This is a genomic window from Scandinavium sp. (assembly GCF_051650185.1).
Lineage (GTDB): Bacteria > Pseudomonadota > Gammaproteobacteria > Enterobacterales > Enterobacteriaceae > Scandinavium.
Window position 1 is genome coordinate 23676 of the sequence record NZ_JBOFIN010000060.1, and the last position, 18352, is coordinate 42027.

The window sequence follows — 18352 nt, forward strand, 5'->3', positions numbered from 1 at the left end:
TATACAGCGTAGCGCTATAAACACGGTTCGGCAGGATATATTGCATATAAATTTCCGGCCGAAAATGAAGGAAGATGATAGCGCTGTGTAATAATCAGAAATGCCTGCTCACCATAACGTAAACTGCATTCTCCGGCAATTTAGAATAAGAAAAATAATTTATTCCAACAAAGCGTTATCTCAGGCATCGGCAAATAGTCCCGACAACCGTAAGGATATGCAGTATAATGAGTGAGTCTTTTGGCGCTCAGCCGCAATTTTCACGGCCTGTGGCGCATTTTTATCACTTATGAGGTTCCTATGTCTCTGCCACATTGCCCGAAATGCAATTCTGAATACACCTATGAAGATAACGGGATGTTTATCTGCCCGGAATGCGCCCACGAATGGAACGATGCTCAGCCTGCTGACGATGCCGACGCGCTGATTGTCAAAGATGCTAACGGCAACCTGCTGGCCGACGGCGACAGCGTCACCGTCGTTAAAGATCTGAAGGTGAAAGGCAGCTCTTCCATGCTGAAAATCGGCACCAAAGTGAAGAATATCCGCCTCGTTGAAGGCGATCACAACATCGATTGCAAAATTGATGGTTTTGGCCCAATGAAGCTGAAATCAGAGTTCGTGAAGAAGAATTAATCTCCCGTGCCCGGTGGCAATTGCCCGGTGGCGGCTACGCCTTACCGGGCCTACAATTTATTTTTTTACAACGCCCTCCAAACCGTACCGCCTGGTGACATTCACCTAACGTAACTACACTTATCGGGTCCCTTTATCCGAGGTCATGGTTATGTCTTTAAGTCCCTACATCTCTTTTGGCGGCAACTGCGCCGAAGCTCATGCCTTCTACCAACAAGCACTGAACGCGGAGCTCGGCTACAAAATCACCTTTGGCGAAATGCCGAAATCGGAGAACAGCGAAGAAGGCTGCCCGTCCGGCATGCAGTTTCCGCCTGACGCCATTGCGCATTCCAACGTCCGCATCGCGGGCAGCGACATCATGATGAGTGATGGCATGAACGGCAGCGTCAGCTATTCCGGTTTCACGCTGGTGCTCGACACGCAGGATGTGAATGAAGGCAAACGCTGGTTCGACGCGCTGGCACAGGGCGGAAAAATCGAAATGGACTGGCAGGAAACCTTCTGGGCCCATGGATTTGGCAAAGTCAGCGATAAATTCGGCGTGCCGTGGATGATCAACGTCGTGAAACAACCGCAGTAATCCTCTCCCGGGCGGGCCCTCCCGCCCTGTCACACGCCTTACCTCAACTCTTCATCGTTCAGTCACCGGGCCTTAACGGCGCTGTCATATTGCCGCGTCAGGATGTCGGCAGTTTCTGATGAGCTCTCACCCTCTCCCCTGCCCTCTCCCTGAGGGAGAGGGAGAATGAAAAACCCCCTCTCCCCGTGGGAGAGGGTTGGGGAGAGGGCATCAGGCAACTCAACCGTGAAGAGGACCTGCTTATGATCCACCTGTCCAGACATCCGACCAGTTATCCGACTCGCTATGAGGAGATTGCCGCGAAGCTCGAACAGGAGCTGCGCAGTCAGTATCGCTGCGGGGATTATTTGCCTGCCGAACACCAGCTGGCGGCACGCTTTGAAGTCAACCGCCACACGCTGCGCCGCGCTATCGATCAACTGGTGGAAAAAGGGTGGGTCCAGCGTCGTCAGGGGATTGGCGTGCTGGTGCTGATGCGTCCTTTTGATTACCCGCTCAACGCTCAGGCGCGCTTCAGCCAGAATCTGCTCGATCAGGGGAGCCACCCTACCAGCGAAAAACTGCTGTCTGTTCTGCGACCGGCTTCCAGCCACGTGGCGGACGCGCTGGGCGTTCAGGAAGGCGACAACGTTATCCACTTGCGCACCCTGCGTCGGGTGAATGGTGTGGCGCTGTGTCTGATCGACCACTACTTCGCCGACATGAGTTTCTGGCCAGCCCTGCAACGGTTTAACAGCGGTTCGCTGCACGATTTTCTGCGCGATGAGCTGACCCTCACGCTGACCCGGACACAAACCCGGATCAGCGCTCGTCGCGCTCAGGCGAAAGAGAGCAACGTTCTCGAAATCCCCAATATGGCGCCGCTGCTTTGCGTGCGCACCCTGAACCATCGTGAAGGCCAGGTCAACGCGGCGGAGTACTCCGTCAGCCTGACCCGCGCCGACATGATTGAATTCACCATGGAGCACTGAATGCCTTTCGATACCGCTACCCGTCAGCGCTGGATCGCCGCCCTGACCCACAGTGACCCCGCGCAGTTGAACGCCCGAATGCAGGCTCTGAAGCTCATGCCTGACTACGAAACGCTCCGCGCCCCCGAAAGCGGGCTGGTGCAAATCCAGGCCCGCATGGGCGCAACCGGCGCTCGTTTCTTTGCGGGAGATGCCACGCTGACCCGCGCGGCCATTCGCTTGCAGGACGGTACGCTGGGTTACAGCTGGGTGCTGGGGCGCGATAAAGCTCACGCCGAACGCTGCGCCGTGATCGACGCCCTGCTGCAAACCCCTGACCACTTTCAGACCTTAATGGAAACCCTGATTGCCCCGCTGGAAGCCGAGCGCGCGGCGCGCATTGCCGCCCGTCACGCCGAAGTGAACACCAGCCGGGTGGACTTCTTTACCTTAGTGCGTGGAGACAACGCATGACCCTACAAACTGCTTTCCCTCTTCCGGTGCAGGATGCCCAACACAGTTTCCGTCGTCTGCTGAAAGCCATGAGCGAGCCAGGCGTGATTGTCTCGATGCAGCAGCATAAGCACGGCTGGCAGCCTCTGACCCCTGCCACCACCAGCGTGCTGCTGACGCTGGCTGACAACGACACGCCGGTCTGGCTGTCCGCTTCTGTCGACAACGATATCGCCCGGCAAAACCTGCGTTTTCATACCAATGCGCCGCTGGTCGAGAGGCCGCAGCAGGCGCTGTTTGCGGTCACTGACGCCAGCATCAGCGCGGAGCAGCTCAATGCGCTGTCGGCGGGAAGCGCCGTAGCGCCAGAAACCAGCGCGACGCTGATTGTGCAGCTCAGCAGCCTGAGCGGTGGACGCATGCTGCGTCTGACTGGCGCGGGCATTAACGAAGAGCGAATGATTGCGCCTCAGCTGCCGGAATGCATTCTGCATGAACTGACCGAACGCCCGCACCCGTTCCCGCTGGGCGTTGACCTGATCCTGACCTGCGGCGATCGCCTGCTGGCTATCCCGCGCACAACCCACGTGGAGGTGTGCTGATGTACGTTGCCGTTAAAGGGGGCGAAAAGGCGATTGAAGCCGCCCACGCCCTGCAGGAGAGCAAACGTCGCGGCGACCCAACGCTTGCTGAGCTGAGCGTCGCGCAAATCGAGCAGCAGCTCAATCTGGCGGTGGATCGCGTGATGACCGAAGGCGGCATCGCCGATCGCGAACTCGCAGCGCTGGCTTTGAAGCAGGCAAGCGGCGACAACGTTGAAGCCATCTTCCTGCTGCGCGCCTATCGCACTACGCTGGCAAAACTGGCGGTCAGCGAACCTCTCAATACCGCAGAGATGCGCTTAGAGCGCCGAATTTCAGCGGTCTACAAAGATGTGCCAGGCGGTCAACTGCTTGGCCCCACCTATGACTACACCCATCGCCTGCTGGACTTCACGCTGCTGGCAAACGGTGAAACACCTGAATTACGCACCAGTGATGAACAGCCCGCCGCTTCCCCACACGTCTTCAGCCTGTTGAGCAAACAGGGGCTGGCGAAAGCGGAAGAAGACGCAGGCGAAACGCCGGACGACATCACCCGCACGCCGCCGGTTTACCCGTGCTCTCGTGCTTCCCGCTTACAGCAGCTGATGCGCGGTGACGAAGGTTATTTGCTGGCGCTGGCCTACTCCACGCAGCGTGGCTACGGGCGCAACCACCCGTTCGCCGGTGAAATTCGCAGCGGCTATATCGACATAGAAATCGTGCCGGAAGAGCTGGGGTTTGCGGTAAACGTCGGCGAGCTGCTGATGACGGAATGTGAAATGGTGAACGGCTTCGTTGCGCCGGAAGAGGAAGCCCCGCACTTCACGCGCGGCTATGGCCTGGTGTTTGGCCTAAGCGAGCGCAAAGCGATGGCGATGGCGCTGATGGACAGAGCGCTTCAGGCTCCCGACTACGACGAACACCTCGCTGGCCCGGCACAGGACGAAGAGTTCGTGCTGGCGCATGCCGATAACGTCGAAGCCGCAGGTTTTGTCTCACACCTCAAACTGCCTCACTACGTCGATTTCCAGGCCGAACTGGAACTGCTCAAACGCCTGCAACAGGAGCACAACCGTGGCTAACCTCTCCGGCTATAACTTCGCTTACCTCGACGAACAGACCAAGCGCATGATCCGCCGCGCCATTCTCAAAGCCGTCGCCCTTCCTGGCTACCAGGTGCCATTTGGCGGCCGCGAAATGCCAATGCCCTATGGCTGGGGAACGGGCGGCATTCAGCTGACGGCCAGCGTGATTGGCGAAGCGGACGTGCTGAAAGTGATCGACCAGGGCGCAGATGACACCACCAACGCTGTGTCGATTCGCAACCTCTTCAAACGTGTGACCGGCGTCAACACCACCGAGCGCACCGAAGACGCGACGCTTATCCAGACTCGCCACCGCATTCCGGAAACGCCGCTTGTTGAGGATCAGATCCTTATTTTCCAGGTGCCCATCCCGGAGCCGCTGCGTTTTATCGAGCCGCGTGAAACCGAAACCCGCACCATGCACGCGCTGGAGGAGTACGGCGTGATGCAGGTGAAGCTGTACGAGGATATCGCCCGCTTCGGCCATATCGCCACCACCTACGCCTATCCGGTGAAAGTGAACGATCGCTACGTGATGGACCCGTCGCCAATCCCGAAATTCGATAACCCGAAAATGGACCAGATGCCCGCGCTTCAACTGTTTGGCGCCGGGCGTGAAAAGCGCATCTACGCCGTGCCGCCGTACACCAAAGTGGAAAGCCTCGATTTCGACGACCACCCGTTCACCGTGCAGGCGTGGGATGAGCCTTGCGCCATCTGCGGTTCGCGCCACAGCTATCTCGACGAGGTGGTGCTCGATGACACCGGCAAACGGATGTTTGTCTGCTCCGATACCGATTACTGCCGCCAACAGAGCGAGGCACTCAGCCAATGAATCAGCCGTTACTTTCGGTCAGTAACCTGACCCACCTTTATGCACCAGGCAAAGGCTTTACCGACGTGTCGTTTGAGCTGTGGCCGGGCGAAGTACTGGGGATTGTCGGCGAATCCGGTTCCGGCAAAACCACGCTGCTGAAAGCCATTTCTGCCCGCCTTGCGCCGCAGCAGGGTGAAGTGGTTTACGAAGATAAATCGCTGTATGCGATGAGCGAAGGCGAACGCCGTCGCCTGCTGCGCACCGAATGGGGCGTGGTGCATCAGCATCCGATGGACGGCCTGCGTCGTCAGGTTTCCGCAGGAGGCAACATTGGCGAACGCCTGATGGCAACCGGTGCACGTCACTACGGCAACATCCGCGAGACAGCGCAGCAGTGGCTGGAAGCCGTGGAAATTCCGCCGTCACGCATCGACGAACTGCCGACCACGTTTTCCGGCGGCATGCAGCAGCGTCTGCAAATCGCCCGCAATCTGGTCACGCACCCGAAGCTGGTGTTTATGGATGAGCCCACGGGCGGGCTGGACGTGTCCGTTCAGGCGCGTCTGCTCGACCTGCTCAGAGGCCTGGTGGTGGAACTGGATCTGGCGGTGGTGATTGTCACCCATGATTTAGGCGTTGCACGCCTGCTGGCTGACCGCCTGATGGTGATGAAAGAAGGACAGGTGGTGGAAAGTGGGTTAACCGACCGCGTGCTCGACGATCCGCTTCATCCGTATACCCAGTTGCTGGTGTCGTCCGTCTTGCAGAACTGACTTCGTGCCGGGTGGCGCTTCGCTTACCCGGCCTACGAATGCATGCCGTTGTAGGCCGGGTAAGGCGCAGCCGCCACCCGGCAACCCGAACCAAGAGGCCAACATGATTCGCGTTGAAAACCTGAGTAAAACCTTCGTCCTGCATCATCAAAACGGCATCCATTTGCCGGTGTTATACAAAGCGGAACTGACCGTCGAAGCCGGTGAATGCGTGGTGCTGCACGGCCATTCCGGTAGCGGAAAATCCACGCTGCTGCGTTCGCTGTACGCTAACTATTTGCCCGACGCGGGCCATATTCACATCAAGCATGGCGACGAATGGGTCGATTTGGTCACGGCTCCGGCGCGTAAAGTGCTGGAGGTCCGTAAAAGCACTATCGGCTGGGTTAGCCAGTTCCTGCGAGTGATCCCGCGCATCTCTGCCCTCGACGTGGTGATGCAACCGCTGCTGGATCTCGGCGTACCGCGCGACGAATGCTATGCCAAAGCAGCCAGCCTGCTGACACGCCTCAATGTACCGGAGCGCCTGTGGAACCTGGCCCCGTCAACGTTCTCCGGCGGCGAACAGCAGCGCGTGAACATCGCTCGCGGCTTTATTGTCGACTACCCCATTCTGCTGCTCGATGAACCTACCGCCTCGCTGGATGAGAAAAACAGCGCTGCCGTGGTGGAACTGATCGCCGAAGCCAAAGCGCGCGGCGCGGCGATTGTGGGCATTTTCCATGATGAAGCGGTGCGTAATATTGTCGCCGACCGTCTGCACCCGATGGGAGCCGCAGCATGATTATCAACAACGTGAAGTTAGTGCTGGAAAACGAAGTGGTTCATGGCTCCATCGACATTCAGGATGGCGTGATCCGTACCTTCGCAGAAACTCAAAGCCAGAATCCGCAGGCGATGGACGGTGAAGGCGGCTGGCTGCTGCCGGGGCTTATCGAGCTGCACACTGATAATCTGGATAAATTCTTCACCCCGCGCCCGAAAGTGGACTGGCCCGCGCATTCCGCGATGAGCAGCCACGACGCGCTGATGGTCGCGAGCGGGATTACTACCGTGCTGGATGCGGTGGCGATTGGCGATGTGCGTGACGGCGGCGACCGCCTCGAAAACCTGGAAAAGATGATCAACGCCGTGGAAGAGACGCAGAAACGCGGCCTTAACCGCGCCGAGCACCACCTGCATTTGCGCTGCGAACTGCCCCATTTCACCACCCTGCCGCTGTTTGAAAAGCTCGTTGACCGTGAACTGGTGTCGCTGGTGTCGCTGATGGATCATTCGCCGGGCCAGCGCCAGTACGCCGACCGCTCCAAATACCGCGAGTACTATCAGGGCAAATACCATCTGACCAACGATCAGATGGAGCGCTTTGAAGCCGAGCAAATTGCGCTGGCGGAAGAGTGGTCACACCCGAATCGGATGGCGATTTCAGAGCTCTGCCGTGCGCGTAGCATTGCCCTGGCAAGCCATGATGATGCGACACACGATCATGTCGTCGAATCGCATCACATCGGCAGCGTTATTGCTGAATTCCCCACCACGTTCGAAGCGGCGGAGTCTTCCCGCAAGCACGGCATGAACGTGCTGATGGGCGCACCAAACATTGTGCGCGGCGGCTCACATTCCGGCAACGTGGCGGCGCATGAACTGGCCTCTCGCGGCCTGCTCGATATCCTTTCCTCTGACTATTACCCGGCAAGCCTGTTAGATGCGGCATTCCGCATCGCCGATGACAGCCGCAACAGCTTCACATTGCCGCAGGCGGTGGCTCTTGTGACGCGCAATCCGGCTCGCGCGTTGAATCTGGACGATCGCGGCACACTTGCCGAAGGTAAACGCGCCGACCTCGTTCTGGTGCATCGCAAAGGCGAAAACGTCCACATCGATCATGTCTGGCGTCAGGGCAAGAGGGTCTTTTAATGACAGGAAAGCTCATCTGGTTGGTCGGCCCTTCCGGGTCCGGAAAAGACAGCCTGCTGGCGGCGCTGCGCCAGCGGGAAGAAGCGCGGATGTTAGTGGCTCATCGCTATATCACCCGCCCGGCCAACGCCGGGAGTGAAAACCATATTGCGCTGAGCGAACACGAGTTTTTTACCCGCGCCGAGCGCCAGCTTTTCGCCCTGAGCTGGCATGCGAATAATCTCTATTACGGCGTCGGCATTGAAATTGACGTCTGGCTGCATGCCGGGTTTGACGTGGTGGTGAACGGCTCGCGAGCGCATCTGGCCCAAACCAAAGCGCGCTATGCCGAGGCGCTGCTCCCCATCTGCTTGCAGGTGTCGCCCGACGTGTTACGAAGCCGCCTGGAACAGCGTGGCAGAGAGACTCAGAAAGAGATTGCTCAGCGTCTGGACAGAGCGGCACGCTACACGCCGACGGACTGTTTAACGCTGAATAACGACGGCAGTCTGCTACAGTCTGTGGAGACGTTTTTGCACCTGATTCGTACCCATGGAAACCAAAAAGAGAGCCAGCATGCCCTGTGAACTTCGCCGCGCCACACTCGATGACACCGAAGCCGTTTACGGCCTGATTTGCGAGCTAAAGCAGAAAACCCACGACAGGCAAGCCTTCGCAGCGGGCTTCGCTGCGAACCTCAAGAACCCAAATCAGCGCTACCAGTTAGCGCTGCGAAACGGCGAAGTCGTAGGGATGATTGGGATGCAAATCATGTTCCCGCTCAACCTGAACTGCTGGATTGGGGAGATTCAGGAACTGGTGATTTTGCCGCAGGTACGCGGGCTGAATATCGGCAAAGTGCTGCTGGAATGGGCCGAAGAGGAAGCACGCGAACAGGGTGCGAGCCTGATAGAGCTTTCCAGCGGCAAAGTGCGCACCGACGCGCACCGTTTTTATCTGCGCGAAGGGTATCAGCAAAGCCACTTCCGGTTTAAGAAAACGTTGTGAGCATCATGCCCGGCGGCACGTTGTTTGCCGGGCCTACGATGTTGTAGGCCGGGTCAGCGAAGCGCCACCCGGCATTTTCTGCGAGGATAAACCATGTCCCTCTCCCTCCGTCTGACCGGCACCGGCGGCGCACAGCTCGTTCCGGCCTTCGGCTGCGAATGCGTCGCCTGCCAGCGCGCGCGCCTGAATCCAGGTTATCGTCGTCGCCCCTGTAGCGCCGAAGTTCGCTATAACAATGCGGTGACGCTGCTGGATGCAGGCCTTCCTGATTTGATGGATCACCATCCTGCGGGCAGCTTCCGTCAGTTTTTGCTGACGCATTATCATATGGATCACGTACAGGGCCTGTTCCCGCTGCGTTGGGGCGTTGGGGACAAAATCCCGGTTTACGGCCCACCGGATGAAGAGGGCTGCGACGATTTGTTCAGGCATCCCGGCATACTGGATTTCAGCCACACCGTTGAACCGTTTGTGGTGTTTGAGCTTCAGGGAATGCAGGTCACCCCGCTGCCGCTCACGCATTCAAAACTGACGTTTGGCTACCTGCTGGAATCCGCCCACAGCCGCGTGGCGTGGCTCTCCGATACCGCCGGGCTGCCGGAAAAGACGCTCAAATTCCTGCTCAACAACCACCCTCAGGTGATGATCATCGATTGCAGCCATGAACCTCGCCCACAGACGCCGCGTAATCACTGCGATCTCAATACCGTGATAGCGCTGAATGAGATCATCCGCTGCCCGCGCGTGGTGCTGACGCATATCAGCCATCAGTTTGACGAGTGGCTGATGGATAATGTGTTACCAGAAGGATTTGAGGCCGGATTTGATGGCATGGAGATTGTGGTGGAGTAGCGCCCGACGATGGCCGGGCGCGGCAGGGCATTACCCCAGTTTAGCGATCAAATCTTTGCGTGAAGGCGTCCATACACTCAGCACTTTGCCTGGCGCCTCTTTGTGGCAGGTAATGTTGTGTGGCAGGCCAGGTGGAATGCGAATCGCCTGCCCCGGATGCAGTGTCGTTACTTCGCCATCGCACATAAAATCCAGCACTCCGCTGACCACATAATTCACTTCTTCATGCGGGTGATGATGCACACTCGCTACCGCACCCGCCGGAATATCGAGTTCAGAAACCGTCATCTCATCGCTGTTACTCAGAATACGAATGGCGACATCGCCAAACTGCACAGTATCGTTATGTTGTGTCATTGCCTCACCTTTTTGTTGTTATAACGCGTTGAAAAACAGCCAGATACCGCACAGCGCCGACGCTGCGCCAGACAATTGCAACAGGCCTTTTCCGCGCTGGATTTTTTGGATAAAGTGCGCGCCGAAAGCGCCCACCAGATGCAGGGTGGCGGTCGTTGCCAAAAATCCTGTGGTGTAGATAAGTTTGTTTTGCATCAGCGGCATTTCATAGCCGTGGGCATAGCCATGGAAGATGCCAAACAGCGCCGTTGCGGCCGCAGCCAGCCAAACGGGAAGCCGCTGATGAAAAGCAATGGCCAACCCTAATAACACCACAGACAGCGCCACGCCCACTTCGGTTAAAGGTAATTCGATATGCTCAAACCCTATGACGCCACCGAAGAACATAAAAACCACAAACGCACCGGGCACGATCCACACCGCCCGACCACCCAGTTGTACACTCCACACGCCAACTGCAATCATCGCCAACAGATGATCGATCCCGCTTAAGGGGTGCAACCACCCGGCGCTGCTGCCCGCATGCGCCCATGACATTGTGGGCAACATCAGCAGGCTTAGAGCCCCTGCGAAACGCCTGATGCTCATAATGCCTCCTTTTCCCCAACATCCAGGGTGACCGAAGCCCATACGCTTTCCCATTCCGCATCCGGGTTTTGGGAAGGCACCATATCTTCAGCGCTGAACAACCAGACGCCAGGCCCCGGCAGCGTAAACGTCACCTCACCTTTTTCATCGGTTCTGGCTTTCAGGAAATAACCTTTAAGCAGCGCTTTCACCTGAGTTCCTGCCAGAGGTTTACCGTCACGAATAAGTCGCAAGCGGTAGGCTTCTCCGCTCTGGTAGTGAAGCGGTTCCGTCAGCGGGATAAGCTCCAGCGGCAGCCCCAGAGTTTTATCGAACCCCTCGCTTTTGCCATCCACCAGCACAATGCTTTTCGCGCAGCGGGAGTAAAGTTCGCTGGCAGGCTGTGCGGAATCCCCTGCTTCACGGCGCTGGAGGAGAATTTTTTCGAGCCCTTCTTCCTGCAGGTATGCCTCAAATTCAGTGGCAGACAGCGTGATTTGCGCCTGATGAGTTTGCAGCGCTGCGAGGGTGGCGCCCGCCGTACGCGATCTTAAATGACCGAGCACCAGCGAGTTATCATGTCCGCTGACGGCATAAGTCCCGTTCGCATCCGTCGCCGTGAAATCGGCTACCAGACCGGGGATTCGCACCGAGCGTTTACCCGGCAGGCCGCTGCCGATACGAAGCTCAAACAGAACCTGTGCACCGGTGTGGCTTTGCGCGTCATGCGGAATGAGCCAAAACTCATGGGCCTGTGCAGCACGGATACCGCAAGCAAGCAGTGCCAGCGCCACAACAGCCTGTTTCAGAGCCTTCATTTCAGGGTCGCGGGAATAACGTAGGGGAAATCGTCGCTGTAGCGTTTCGGGTTCGCCACCGCCTGATCGGTTTGACGCCCAATCAGCAGGCTGAGCATGGCGCTCATCGCATCATCATCCAGACTGCGCCCGTTACGTTTATCCGCTGTGAACACCGCAGGTTCGCCAACGTGGTAAGTCAGCACATCAGGCACCAACTGGTTCGCGACTTTATCGCCATAGGCAAAGGGATCAGGCTGCGAATGAGCGAAGGCACTGGCGCGAGCGGTACGGGCAGAGACGAAGTTTTTCATGTCATCGCTGTTCTGCGGGCGGCTTTCATCATGCTCACGTTTGAGCGCTTCGTTCTCGAAAAGCATGATGTGGGAGAAGAGCGGGTTGGCGGAATACTGCACCTGTTTCCAGGCATCATTGCTGTGAAAATCCGTGGTCATGTAAACACTCATTTTCTCTGCCAGCAGCGAATCAGGCACTTCCAGCACAATCGCCCCACAGTTTCGGGCTGCAAAAATGTTTTTGCCCTGCGTTGAACGCCACAGACCCGGATCGTATTTTCCCTCTGCTAACTGAGTGCGAAAACGATGGAGACCCGGCGAATTCCCGACAAACGGATCTTGCGCGGCACCTGTCCAGAGCTTGATCCCCTGGTTCAACGTCACCGTACTGTTGGCCGGGGCATGACCGAGGACATCACCCGTTTGCCCTACCGCAGTGTCAGCCGTCGCTTCCTGAAAAGCAGTGACATTGCCATTCGCTTCGAATTTAAAGGTAAAGGTTTTTCCCTTTTTAAAATCAGCCGATTCAGCAATATGAATATTGTAGAGCGCATCCGGATTAAAAACGCCGCCGTCCCCTGATTTTGGAGAATGATTGACCGTCATCACAATGGCTGTATAACCGGGCGTTTTGGCGGGGAAAATAAAATTATCAAGCTGATTAAGGGAGGGGATTTTGATGGCCTGAGCGGATTCAAAATGATGACTGGCATTCGCCAGGGGTGAAAAACACGCAGCCGACAATAGCGCAGCTGTGAACGTAAACTTTGACATCAACTCATCCTTAAAAAAGGGCCGTAACCTCGCTCACGGAGAAAGCTACGGCCAACAATACCAGGCACGGAAAGCATGTATTTTTTATTTATAAATAACCGCTGTGGCCCTGATGTCGGAGCTCATCCCGGTACGCTCTAATGATGTAATATGATAATACCCGGCACCTTTTGCATCGGCTTCTTTACTGAGTGCAGCCATCGCCTCTTCAAAGGTTCCACTTTTCACGTTTACAGAGACATTGCCCAGTTTCTCTTTCATCCCGGACATTTGAGAATCGCGAATCTCGGTTGCCGCCAACGCTCCAGCACTGGCGGCCATTAACACGGTAAAGATAATTGCTTTGTTGATCATGGTCTTTTCCCTTCATTAAGCTGTGTGGCTGATAACGAAAATAATGCTTTAAACAAGCAGTTTTATCGCGCTGCAATTCAACATTAGCCAGGAACCTCCCTCAAAGTATCACCAAAATTTAAAGTAAATATCACAATTAGTTTATTTTTAATTTTCAGTTTTATTAAAAGTTAATTTCAATTAATTGAAGTAACTCTCGACTACAAATTAAATCGACAACAAGAGAAACTCATCAAGACAATAATAAGTAAGTATGAAATAGTCAGAAGAGAGAGCTTTCTTCACAGATGAATTGCATAGGGAGAAGTGAACAGGATGATTATTACAGTGCTAATAATACCACTATCTTTACCTGTCTTTTTTATGACCTTATTTTATTCCGCCACGCACACTCAGTGGTTGATGAAATATACGCACCTTGTCGCTTTGGGGCAGTGGCATGGCATGACCGCCAGCGTTTGTCTGACGTTGTTAGCCGCCATGGTGATCATTAACCTGCTCGCCACCATGCTAACGGCGCTGTTCGCCTCTTATTTGAACCGAAGATTGCAGCCGAAACATGGAATGTCGCTCAGCCGTTGGTGGGGCTAGCGGTCATACTCATCCTGCAACCGACGTTCTTCATCATCAAGCTGGCGGCGTTCCTGGTCCAGCTGACGCTGGCGGTCATCGAGCTGATGGTGGCGATCTTCAAGCTGGCGATAGCGATCGTCATACTGACGACTGCGGGTTGTGTCCTGCTGGCGATTGTCATCTGCATTATCGCTGTCATCCCGATCGTCGTGGTAAACGTGGTCGCTGTTTGGCTTATAGGCGTCGCTGATCGCCTGCTGAATGTTGCCGATAGCATCATCGATAATATCTGCGCGGGCCATCTGGCTCATCAAAGGCAGAGTGCAAATCAGCAGAGCAAGGGTTGTTCGTTTCATCAGGTCAGTCTCTGGGTTGGACTGACCTGAGCGTAATCAACGCAGGAATGGGCGGGTAGCGGAGGAATCTCAATTACGCCGCTGCTCAATGGCGGCAATCGCCTCCACCCGATGCTGATGACGGCCACCTTCGAAATCGGCACTCAGCCAGGCATCCACAATCATTTTCGCCAGCTCCAGTCCCACCACCCGCGAACCAAAGGCCAGCACGTTAGTGTTGTTATGCAGGCGTGAAAGCTGCGCTGAGTAGGGTTCACTGCACACCACGGCGCGGATCCCCGGAAACTTGTTGGCGGTAATGGAAATGCCTACGCCCGTGCCGCAAATCAGGAGTCCACCGTCCACTACCCCCGCGACAACCGCCTCAGCCACTGCGCTGGCATACAGCGGATAGTCGGTTCTCTCCGTTGACCATGCGCCTTTGTCCACGACCTCAATGCCCCGATCCTGTAGATGCGCGATGATATCGGCCTTCATCAAAAACCCGACGTGATCGCATCCGAATGCCACTTTCTTCATATCCGCCTCGTGTTAGCTGTTAACTTTACGAACCCGACAACTTTCGTGATTTAAGACCGGTTCACTGCCCACTTTATCGGCAAAGATGCCGGGTTCGTGCTCACTTCTACACCGTTCAGCTTTACAGAGCAATGTGATTTTTTAGCAATAGCGGAACTGCCACGTTAATTCAACTCACCAAGAATATTTATATAAACATGATTTTAAACGTCTTTTATAAAAACCCACACACGGCCAACTTCACAAAACATAAAACTTTATGAATTTATAAATACTGTGAAGTTGTCAGCATATTTTCTGTCCAGACTGTGGTGATATAGTAGCGTCTTCACTTCAAGGACAAGAGAGCGTGATGAGTCAGTCAGAAAATGATGCACCCCTGCCGAACGGCATTGGCCTCGCCCCCTGGCTTCGCATGAAGCAGGAAGGGATGACGGAGAACGAAAGCCGTATCGTTGACTGGTTACTGAAGCCCGGCAATCTGAGCGATGCCCCGGCGATCAAAGATGTTGCCGAGGCCCTGATGGTGTCGGAAGCGATGATCGTGAAGGTGTCCAAATTGCTTGGATTTAGCGGTTTTCGTAACCTGCGTAGCGCCCTGGTGGATTACTTCTCACAATCGGAACAGGTGCTCCCCACCGAGCTCGCGTTTGATGAAGCGCCGGAGGACGTGGTTAACAAGGTGTTTAACATCACCCTGCGGACCATTATGGAGGGTCAGTCGATCGTCAATGTCGACGAGATCCACCGCGCGGCCCGCTTTTTTGCTCAGGCCAGACAGCGCGATCTGTACGGTGTCGGAGGCTCAAACGCTATCTGTGCGGACATCCAGCACAAATTCCTGCGGATCGGCGTGCGCTGCCAGGCCTATCAGGACGCGCACATCATGATGATGTCTGCCTCTTTGTTAAAGGAGGGCGATGTGGTGCTGGTGGTTTCCCACTCCGGGCGCACCAGCGATTTAAAAGCCGCGGTCGAGTTAGCGAAAAAGAATGGCGCAAAAATTATTTGCATCACCCACAGCTACCATTCACCGATTGCCCGGCTTGCTGATTTTATTATTTGTTCGCCAGCACCAGAGACCCCTTTATTAGGGCGAAACGCCTCCGCGCGTATATTACAATTAACATTATTAGATGCCTTATTTGTTTCCGTCGCACAGCAAAATATTGAACAGGCTACGTTAAATATGCAAAAAACGGGTGCCATTGTGGATTTCTTTTCACCAGGAGCCCTGAAATAACAACAAGCCGTTCTTTTTAAAGGGAACGGCTACCCCTACCCTATATTGAGATTATTGCTATGAATAAATACCTGAAATTCTTCAGCGGTGCTGCTGTGGGCATGATGTTATCCACCAGTGCCTTTGCAGCCGCCGATTACGCAGTGGTTTTAAAAACATTATCCAATCCGTTTTGGGTGGATATGAAAAAAGGGATTGAAGAAGAAGCCAAAACGCTGGGCGTCAGCGTCGATGTATTCGCTTCGCCCTCGGAAGGGGATTTCCAGTCACAGCTTCAGCTGTTTGAAGACTTAAGCAATAAGAATTACAAGGGCATTGCGTTTGCCCCGCTCTCTTCCGTTAACCTGGTGATGCCGGTGGCTCGCGCATGGAAGAAAAATATTTATCTGGTGAACCTCGATGAAAAAATCGATATGGATAACCTGAAAAAAGCCGGCGGCAACGTGGAAGCTTTTGTTACCACCGATAACGTGGCGGTTGGCGCGAAGGGCGCAGACTTCATTATCGATAAACTCGGCGCACAGGGCGGGGAAGTGGCGATTATTGAAGGGAAAGCGGGCAATGCATCCGGTGAAGCGCGTCGCAATGGCGCGACGGAAGCCTTCAAAAAAGCCAGCCAAATCAAACTGGTGGCCAGCCAGCCCGCAGACTGGGATCGCATTAAAGCGCTGGATGTCGCCACAAACGTGTTGCAGCGCAACCCGAACCTGAAAGCCTTCTACTGCGCCAATGACACCATGGCGATGGGCGTGTCGCAGGCGGTCGCCAACGCAGGTAAAACCGGCAAAGTGCTGGTGGTTGGCACCGACGGCATTCCGGAAGCCCGCAAAATGGTAGAAGCCGGGCAAATGACCGCCACGGTCGCGCAAAACCCGGCAGACATTGGCGCCACAGGCCTGAAGCTGCTGGTGGATGCAGCGAAAACCGGCAAGGTTATCCCGCAGGATAAAGCGCCGGAGTTTAAGCTGGTGGATTCGGTGCTGGTGACGAAGTAATTTCCGTGCGGCCTGATGCCCTCTCCCCGGCCCTCTCCCACAGGGAGAGGGAGAAAATCAAAAATCGCACCACGCGGTTCCCTCTCCCTCAGGGAGAGGGTTAGGGAGAGGGTGTTAGTTCAATATGAGGTCCAGCTATGCTCACGCCCTATATTTCCATGGCGGGGATCGGCAAATCCTTTGGTCCGGTTCACGCCTTAAAATCTGTTGATTTAACTGTATTCCCTGGCGAAATTCACGCCCTGCTTGGGGAAAACGGTGCCGGTAAATCAACGTTAATGAAAGTGTTGTCGGGTATTCATGAGCCGACCAAAGGCACCATTATTATTAATGATATTCGCTACGACAAACTTGATCATAAGCTGGCGGCGAAATTAGGTATTGGCATTATTTATCAGGAACTCAGCGTCATCGACGAATTAACGGTGCTGGAAAATCTCTATATTGGACGACATGCCACGAAAAAAGTCTTTGGCTTAAATGTGATTGACTGGAAAGAGATGCGCGTCCGTGCCGCCATGATGTTATTGCGCGTGGGTTTAAAAGTCAGTCTGGACGAAAAGGTTGGCAATTTATCGATCAGCCACAAGCAAATGCTGGAAATTGCCAAAACGTTAATGCTTGATGCCAAAGTGATTATTATGGATGAGCCCACCTCCTCCTTAACCAATAAGGAAGTGGATTATCTCTTTTTAATCATGAACCAGCTGCGTAAAGAGGGCACGGCGATTGTTTATATCTCGCATAAGCTCGCCGAAATCCGCCGCATCTGTGACCGCTACACGGTGATGAAAGACGGCAGCAGCGTGTGCAGCGGCAACGTCAGCGATGTCACCAACGATGACATTGTGCGCCTTATGGTCGGTCGCGAGCTGCAAAGCCGCTTCAACGCCATGAAGGCCAGCACCGGCAACGTTGAACGCGACACTGTTTTTGAAGTGAAAAACGTCAGCAGCCGCGATCGCAAAAAAGTTCGCGATATCTCGTTCAGCGTCAATCGTGGCGAGATCCTCGGTTTTGCCGGGCTGGTCGGCAGTGGGCGCACCGAACTGATGGACTGCCTGTTTGGCGTGGATAAACGCGCCAGCGGCGAAATTTGCCTCAACGGCAAGGTTATCTCCCCGCGCTCCCCGCTGGACGCGTTGAAAAAGGGCATGGGCTATATCACCGAAAGCCGCCGCGATAACGGCTTTTTCCCCAACTTTTCCATCGCCCAGAACATGGCGGTAAGCCGCAGTCTGAAACAGGGCGGTTTTAAAGGCGCGATGGGGCTGCTGACCGAAAGCGAAGAGCGCAAAACCGCCGAGTCGCAGCGCCAGCTGCTGGCGCTCAAATGCCATAGCGTCGATCAGAACATCACCGAGCTTTCCGGCGGCAATCAGCAAAAGGTGCTGATTTCCAAATGGCTGTGTTGCAACCCGGAGGTGATCATTTTTGACGAACCGACTCGCGGCATCGACGTCGGCGCGAAAGCCGAGATCTACAAAGTGATGCGCCAGTTGGCCGATGACGGAAAAGTCATCCTGATGGTGTCGTCCGAACTTCCCGAAATACTCGCCGTCTGCGACCGCATCGCCGTGTTCTGCGAAGGGCGACTGACGCAAATCCTGACCAATCGCGACGACATGAGCGAAGAGGAGATTATGGCATGGGCATTACCACAAGAATGAAGGGCGACGCGCAGGAGAAAAAGCCGTTCAACTTCGCGCTATTCTGGGATAAATACGGCACCTTTTTTATCCTCGCCGGCTTTGTTGAATAAATCGAACTTTTGCTGAGTTGAAGGATCAGATCACGCATCCTCCCGATAACGAAGACCGTTCCGTGGCAAAGCAAAAGTTCAAAATTACCAACTGGCCCACCTACAACAAAGCTCTCATCAAC

General features: G+C 55.2%; 24 protein-coding genes and 2 pseudogenes. 19 read left to right on the forward strand and 7 right to left on the reverse strand.

What is annotated here, in order from left to right:
- Nucleotides 1–300: 300 nt before the first annotated feature.
- From ACRCWW_RS07265 to phnP, 13 genes are all read left to right on the forward strand, one after another.
- On the forward strand, nucleotides 301–636 hold the full coding sequence (locus ACRCWW_RS07265) for a zinc ribbon domain-containing protein YjdM (RefSeq protein ID WP_330983707.1): 336 nt from the start codon (nucleotides 301–303) through the stop codon (nucleotides 634–636).
- Nucleotides 637–787: 151 nt separating this feature from the next.
- Nucleotides 788–1219: a VOC family metalloprotein YjdN gene (gene yjdN / locus ACRCWW_RS07270; protein ID WP_438681807.1), complete on the forward strand. Its 432-nt coding sequence runs from the start codon at nucleotides 788–790 to the stop codon at nucleotides 1217–1219.
- Between the two features lie 245 nt (nucleotides 1220–1464).
- Nucleotides 1465–2190, forward strand: coding sequence for a phosphonate metabolism transcriptional regulator PhnF (gene phnF, locus ACRCWW_RS07275; RefSeq protein ID WP_438681829.1), 726 nt, complete (start codon nucleotides 1465–1467; stop codon nucleotides 2188–2190).
- The gene (gene phnG, locus ACRCWW_RS07280; protein WP_438681808.1) at nucleotides 2191–2643 is read left to right on the forward strand and encodes a phosphonate C-P lyase system protein PhnG; all 453 of its coding nucleotides are present in this window, start codon (nucleotides 2191–2193) and stop codon (nucleotides 2641–2643) included.
- The gene (phnH, locus tag ACRCWW_RS07285; protein ID WP_438681809.1) at nucleotides 2640–3224 is read left to right on the forward strand and encodes a phosphonate C-P lyase system protein PhnH; all 585 of its coding nucleotides are present in this window, start codon (nucleotides 2640–2642) and stop codon (nucleotides 3222–3224) included. The genes phnG and phnH overlap by 4 nt, the downstream gene beginning before the upstream one ends.
- Nucleotides 3224–4288 (forward strand): carbon-phosphorus lyase complex subunit PhnI, encoded by a 1065-nt coding sequence (locus ACRCWW_RS07290; protein ID WP_438681810.1) that lies wholly within the window; start codon nucleotides 3224–3226, stop codon nucleotides 4286–4288. Before phnH ends, ACRCWW_RS07290 begins: the two co-directional genes overlap by 1 nt.
- Complete coding sequence (locus tag ACRCWW_RS07295) at nucleotides 4281–5126, forward strand: alpha-D-ribose 1-methylphosphonate 5-phosphate C-P-lyase PhnJ (RefSeq protein ID WP_438681811.1); 846 nt, start codon at nucleotides 4281–4283, stop codon at nucleotides 5124–5126. Before ACRCWW_RS07290 ends, ACRCWW_RS07295 begins: the two co-directional genes overlap by 8 nt.
- Nucleotides 5123–5881 (forward strand): phosphonate C-P lyase system protein PhnK, encoded by a 759-nt coding sequence (gene phnK, locus ACRCWW_RS07300; protein WP_438681812.1) that lies wholly within the window; start codon nucleotides 5123–5125, stop codon nucleotides 5879–5881. The genes ACRCWW_RS07295 and phnK overlap by 4 nt, the downstream gene beginning before the upstream one ends.
- Nucleotides 5882–5984: 103 nt before the next feature.
- Nucleotides 5985–6665, forward strand: a complete 681-nt coding sequence (gene phnL / locus ACRCWW_RS07305) for a phosphonate C-P lyase system protein PhnL (RefSeq protein WP_438681813.1) — start codon at nucleotides 5985–5987, stop codon at nucleotides 6663–6665.
- Nucleotides 6662–7798, forward strand: coding sequence for an alpha-D-ribose 1-methylphosphonate 5-triphosphate diphosphatase (gene phnM / locus ACRCWW_RS07310; protein WP_438681814.1), 1137 nt, complete (start codon nucleotides 6662–6664; stop codon nucleotides 7796–7798). The genes phnL and phnM overlap by 4 nt, the downstream gene beginning before the upstream one ends.
- A complete protein-coding gene (gene phnN / locus ACRCWW_RS07315) occupies nucleotides 7798–8364 on the forward strand; it encodes a ribose 1,5-bisphosphokinase (RefSeq protein WP_438681815.1) in 567 nt (188 codons plus the stop codon). The genes phnM and phnN overlap by 1 nt, the downstream gene beginning before the upstream one ends.
- The gene (phnO, locus tag ACRCWW_RS07320) at nucleotides 8354–8785 is read left to right on the forward strand and encodes an aminoalkylphosphonate N-acetyltransferase (protein ID WP_438681816.1); all 432 of its coding nucleotides are present in this window, start codon (nucleotides 8354–8356) and stop codon (nucleotides 8783–8785) included. Before phnN ends, phnO begins: the two co-directional genes overlap by 11 nt.
- 93 nt (nucleotides 8786–8878) lie before the next feature.
- Nucleotides 8879–9637 (forward strand): phosphonate metabolism protein PhnP, encoded by a 759-nt coding sequence (gene phnP / locus ACRCWW_RS07325; RefSeq protein WP_438681817.1) that lies wholly within the window; start codon nucleotides 8879–8881, stop codon nucleotides 9635–9637.
- A gap of 30 nt (nucleotides 9638–9667) precedes the next feature.
- Here phnP and ACRCWW_RS07330 read toward each other — a convergent pair whose 3' ends face one another.
- From ACRCWW_RS07330 to ACRCWW_RS07350, 5 genes are all read right to left on the reverse strand, one after another.
- Nucleotides 9668–9994, reverse strand: coding sequence for a cupin domain-containing protein (locus ACRCWW_RS07330; RefSeq protein ID WP_438681818.1), 327 nt, complete (start codon nucleotides 9992–9994; stop codon nucleotides 9668–9670).
- A gap of 18 nt (nucleotides 9995–10012) precedes the next feature.
- Nucleotides 10013–10582 (reverse strand): HupE/UreJ family protein, encoded by a 570-nt coding sequence (locus tag ACRCWW_RS07335; protein WP_438681819.1) that lies wholly within the window; start codon nucleotides 10580–10582, stop codon nucleotides 10013–10015.
- Nucleotides 10579–11379 carry a DUF4198 domain-containing protein gene (locus ACRCWW_RS07340; protein WP_438681820.1) on the reverse strand — a complete coding sequence of 267 codons (801 nt, stop codon included), beginning with the start codon at nucleotides 11377–11379 and terminating at the stop codon, nucleotides 10579–10581. Before ACRCWW_RS07340 ends, ACRCWW_RS07335 begins: the two co-directional genes overlap by 4 nt.
- Complete coding sequence (locus ACRCWW_RS07345) at nucleotides 11376–12428, reverse strand: DUF4331 family protein (protein WP_438681821.1); 1053 nt, start codon at nucleotides 12426–12428, stop codon at nucleotides 11376–11378. Before ACRCWW_RS07345 ends, ACRCWW_RS07340 begins: the two co-directional genes overlap by 4 nt.
- An 84-nt stretch (nucleotides 12429–12512) precedes the next feature.
- Nucleotides 12513–12782 (reverse strand): DUF1471 domain-containing protein, encoded by a 270-nt coding sequence (locus ACRCWW_RS07350; RefSeq protein WP_438681822.1) that lies wholly within the window; start codon nucleotides 12780–12782, stop codon nucleotides 12513–12515.
- Between the two features lie 363 nt (nucleotides 12783–13145).
- Here ACRCWW_RS07350 and ACRCWW_RS07355 point away from each other — a divergent pair, with 363 nt between their 5' ends.
- A complete protein-coding gene (locus ACRCWW_RS07355; RefSeq protein WP_438681823.1) occupies nucleotides 13146–13373 on the forward strand; it encodes a hypothetical protein in 228 nt (75 codons plus the stop codon).
- On the opposite strand, the gene yjdP is transcribed toward ACRCWW_RS07355, so the two are convergent.
- Entirely contained in the window at nucleotides 13370–13711 is a 342-nt protein-coding gene (gene yjdP, locus ACRCWW_RS07360; RefSeq protein ID WP_438681824.1) for a DDRRRQL repeat protein YjdP, read from the reverse strand. The genes ACRCWW_RS07355 and yjdP overlap by 4 nt on opposite strands.
- Before the next feature lie 69 nt (nucleotides 13712–13780).
- Nucleotides 13781–14230, reverse strand: coding sequence for a bifunctional allose-6-phosphate isomerase/ribose-5-phosphate isomerase RpiB (gene rpiB / locus ACRCWW_RS07365; RefSeq protein ID WP_438681825.1), 450 nt, complete (start codon nucleotides 14228–14230; stop codon nucleotides 13781–13783).
- 352 nt (nucleotides 14231–14582) lie between these two features.
- Between rpiB and ACRCWW_RS07370 the strand changes: the two genes are divergently transcribed.
- The 5 genes and pseudogenes from ACRCWW_RS07370 to ACRCWW_RS07390 form a co-directional block, all read left to right on the forward strand.
- On the forward strand, nucleotides 14583–15473 hold the full coding sequence (locus tag ACRCWW_RS07370) for a MurR/RpiR family transcriptional regulator (protein WP_438681826.1): 891 nt from the start codon (nucleotides 14583–14585) through the stop codon (nucleotides 15471–15473).
- Nucleotides 15474–15532: 59 nt separating this feature from the next.
- Nucleotides 15533–16468, forward strand: a complete 936-nt coding sequence (gene alsB, locus ACRCWW_RS07375; protein WP_438681827.1) for a D-allose transporter substrate-binding protein — start codon at nucleotides 15533–15535, stop codon at nucleotides 16466–16468.
- A gap of 137 nt (nucleotides 16469–16605) precedes the next feature.
- Entirely contained in the window at nucleotides 16606–18138 is a 1533-nt protein-coding gene (gene alsA, locus ACRCWW_RS07380) for a D-allose ABC transporter ATP-binding protein AlsA (RefSeq protein ID WP_438681828.1), read from the forward strand.
- Nucleotides 18117–18215, forward strand: a pseudogene (locus tag ACRCWW_RS07385) (D-allose ABC transporter permease); the annotation flags it as partial. The gene alsA and the pseudogene ACRCWW_RS07385, both read left to right, overlap by 22 nt.
- A 32-nt stretch (nucleotides 18216–18247) precedes the next feature.
- A pseudogene (locus ACRCWW_RS07390) lies at nucleotides 18248–18352 on the forward strand (IS5/IS1182 family transposase); the annotation flags it as partial.

What these genes read in the sequence shown, in the direction of transcription:
- ACRCWW_RS07265 (WP_330983707.1), top strand. Translation starts at nt 301, where the DNA reads ATGTCTCTGCCACATTGCCCGAAATGCAATTCTGAATACACCTATGAA.
- yjdN (WP_438681807.1), top strand. Translation starts at nt 788, where the DNA reads ATGTCTTTAAGTCCCTACATCTCTTTTGGCGGCAACTGCGCCGAAGCT.
- phnG (WP_438681808.1), top strand. Translation starts at nt 2,191, where the DNA reads ATGCCTTTCGATACCGCTACCCGTCAGCGCTGGATCGCCGCCCTGACC.
- phnH (WP_438681809.1), top strand. Translation starts at nt 2,640, where the DNA reads ATGACCCTACAAACTGCTTTCCCTCTTCCGGTGCAGGATGCCCAACAC.
- ACRCWW_RS07290 (WP_438681810.1), top strand. Translation starts at nt 3,224, where the DNA reads ATGTACGTTGCCGTTAAAGGGGGCGAAAAGGCGATTGAAGCCGCCCAC.
- phnK (WP_438681812.1), top strand. Translation starts at nt 5,123, where the DNA reads ATGAATCAGCCGTTACTTTCGGTCAGTAACCTGACCCACCTTTATGCA.
- phnL (WP_438681813.1), top strand. Translation starts at nt 5,985, where the DNA reads ATGATTCGCGTTGAAAACCTGAGTAAAACCTTCGTCCTGCATCATCAA.
- phnM (WP_438681814.1), top strand. Translation starts at nt 6,662, where the DNA reads ATGATTATCAACAACGTGAAGTTAGTGCTGGAAAACGAAGTGGTTCAT.
- phnN (WP_438681815.1), top strand. Translation starts at nt 7,798, where the DNA reads ATGACAGGAAAGCTCATCTGGTTGGTCGGCCCTTCCGGGTCCGGAAAA.
- phnO (WP_438681816.1), top strand. Translation starts at nt 8,354, where the DNA reads ATGCCCTGTGAACTTCGCCGCGCCACACTCGATGACACCGAAGCCGTT.
- phnP (WP_438681817.1), top strand. Translation starts at nt 8,879, where the DNA reads ATGTCCCTCTCCCTCCGTCTGACCGGCACCGGCGGCGCACAGCTCGTT.
- ACRCWW_RS07330 (WP_438681818.1), bottom strand. Translation starts at nt 9,994, where the DNA reads ATGACACAACATAACGATACTGTGCAGTTTGGCGATGTCGCCATTCGT.
- ACRCWW_RS07335 (WP_438681819.1), bottom strand. Translation starts at nt 10,582, where the DNA reads ATGAGCATCAGGCGTTTCGCAGGGGCTCTAAGCCTGCTGATGTTGCCC.
- ACRCWW_RS07340 (WP_438681820.1), bottom strand. Translation starts at nt 11,379, where the DNA reads ATGAAGGCTCTGAAACAGGCTGTTGTGGCGCTGGCACTGCTTGCTTGC.
- ACRCWW_RS07345 (WP_438681821.1), bottom strand. Translation starts at nt 12,428, where the DNA reads ATGTCAAAGTTTACGTTCACAGCTGCGCTATTGTCGGCTGCGTGTTTT.
- ACRCWW_RS07350 (WP_438681822.1), bottom strand. Translation starts at nt 12,782, where the DNA reads ATGATCAACAAAGCAATTATCTTTACCGTGTTAATGGCCGCCAGTGCT.
- ACRCWW_RS07355 (WP_438681823.1), top strand. Translation starts at nt 13,146, where the DNA reads ATGACCTTATTTTATTCCGCCACGCACACTCAGTGGTTGATGAAATAT.
- yjdP (WP_438681824.1), bottom strand. Translation starts at nt 13,711, where the DNA reads ATGAAACGAACAACCCTTGCTCTGCTGATTTGCACTCTGCCTTTGATG.
- rpiB (WP_438681825.1), bottom strand. Translation starts at nt 14,230, where the DNA reads ATGAAGAAAGTGGCATTCGGATGCGATCACGTCGGGTTTTTGATGAAG.
- ACRCWW_RS07370 (WP_438681826.1), top strand. Translation starts at nt 14,583, where the DNA reads ATGAGTCAGTCAGAAAATGATGCACCCCTGCCGAACGGCATTGGCCTC.
- alsB (WP_438681827.1), top strand. Translation starts at nt 15,533, where the DNA reads ATGAATAAATACCTGAAATTCTTCAGCGGTGCTGCTGTGGGCATGATG.
- alsA (WP_438681828.1), top strand. Translation starts at nt 16,606, where the DNA reads ATGCTCACGCCCTATATTTCCATGGCGGGGATCGGCAAATCCTTTGGT.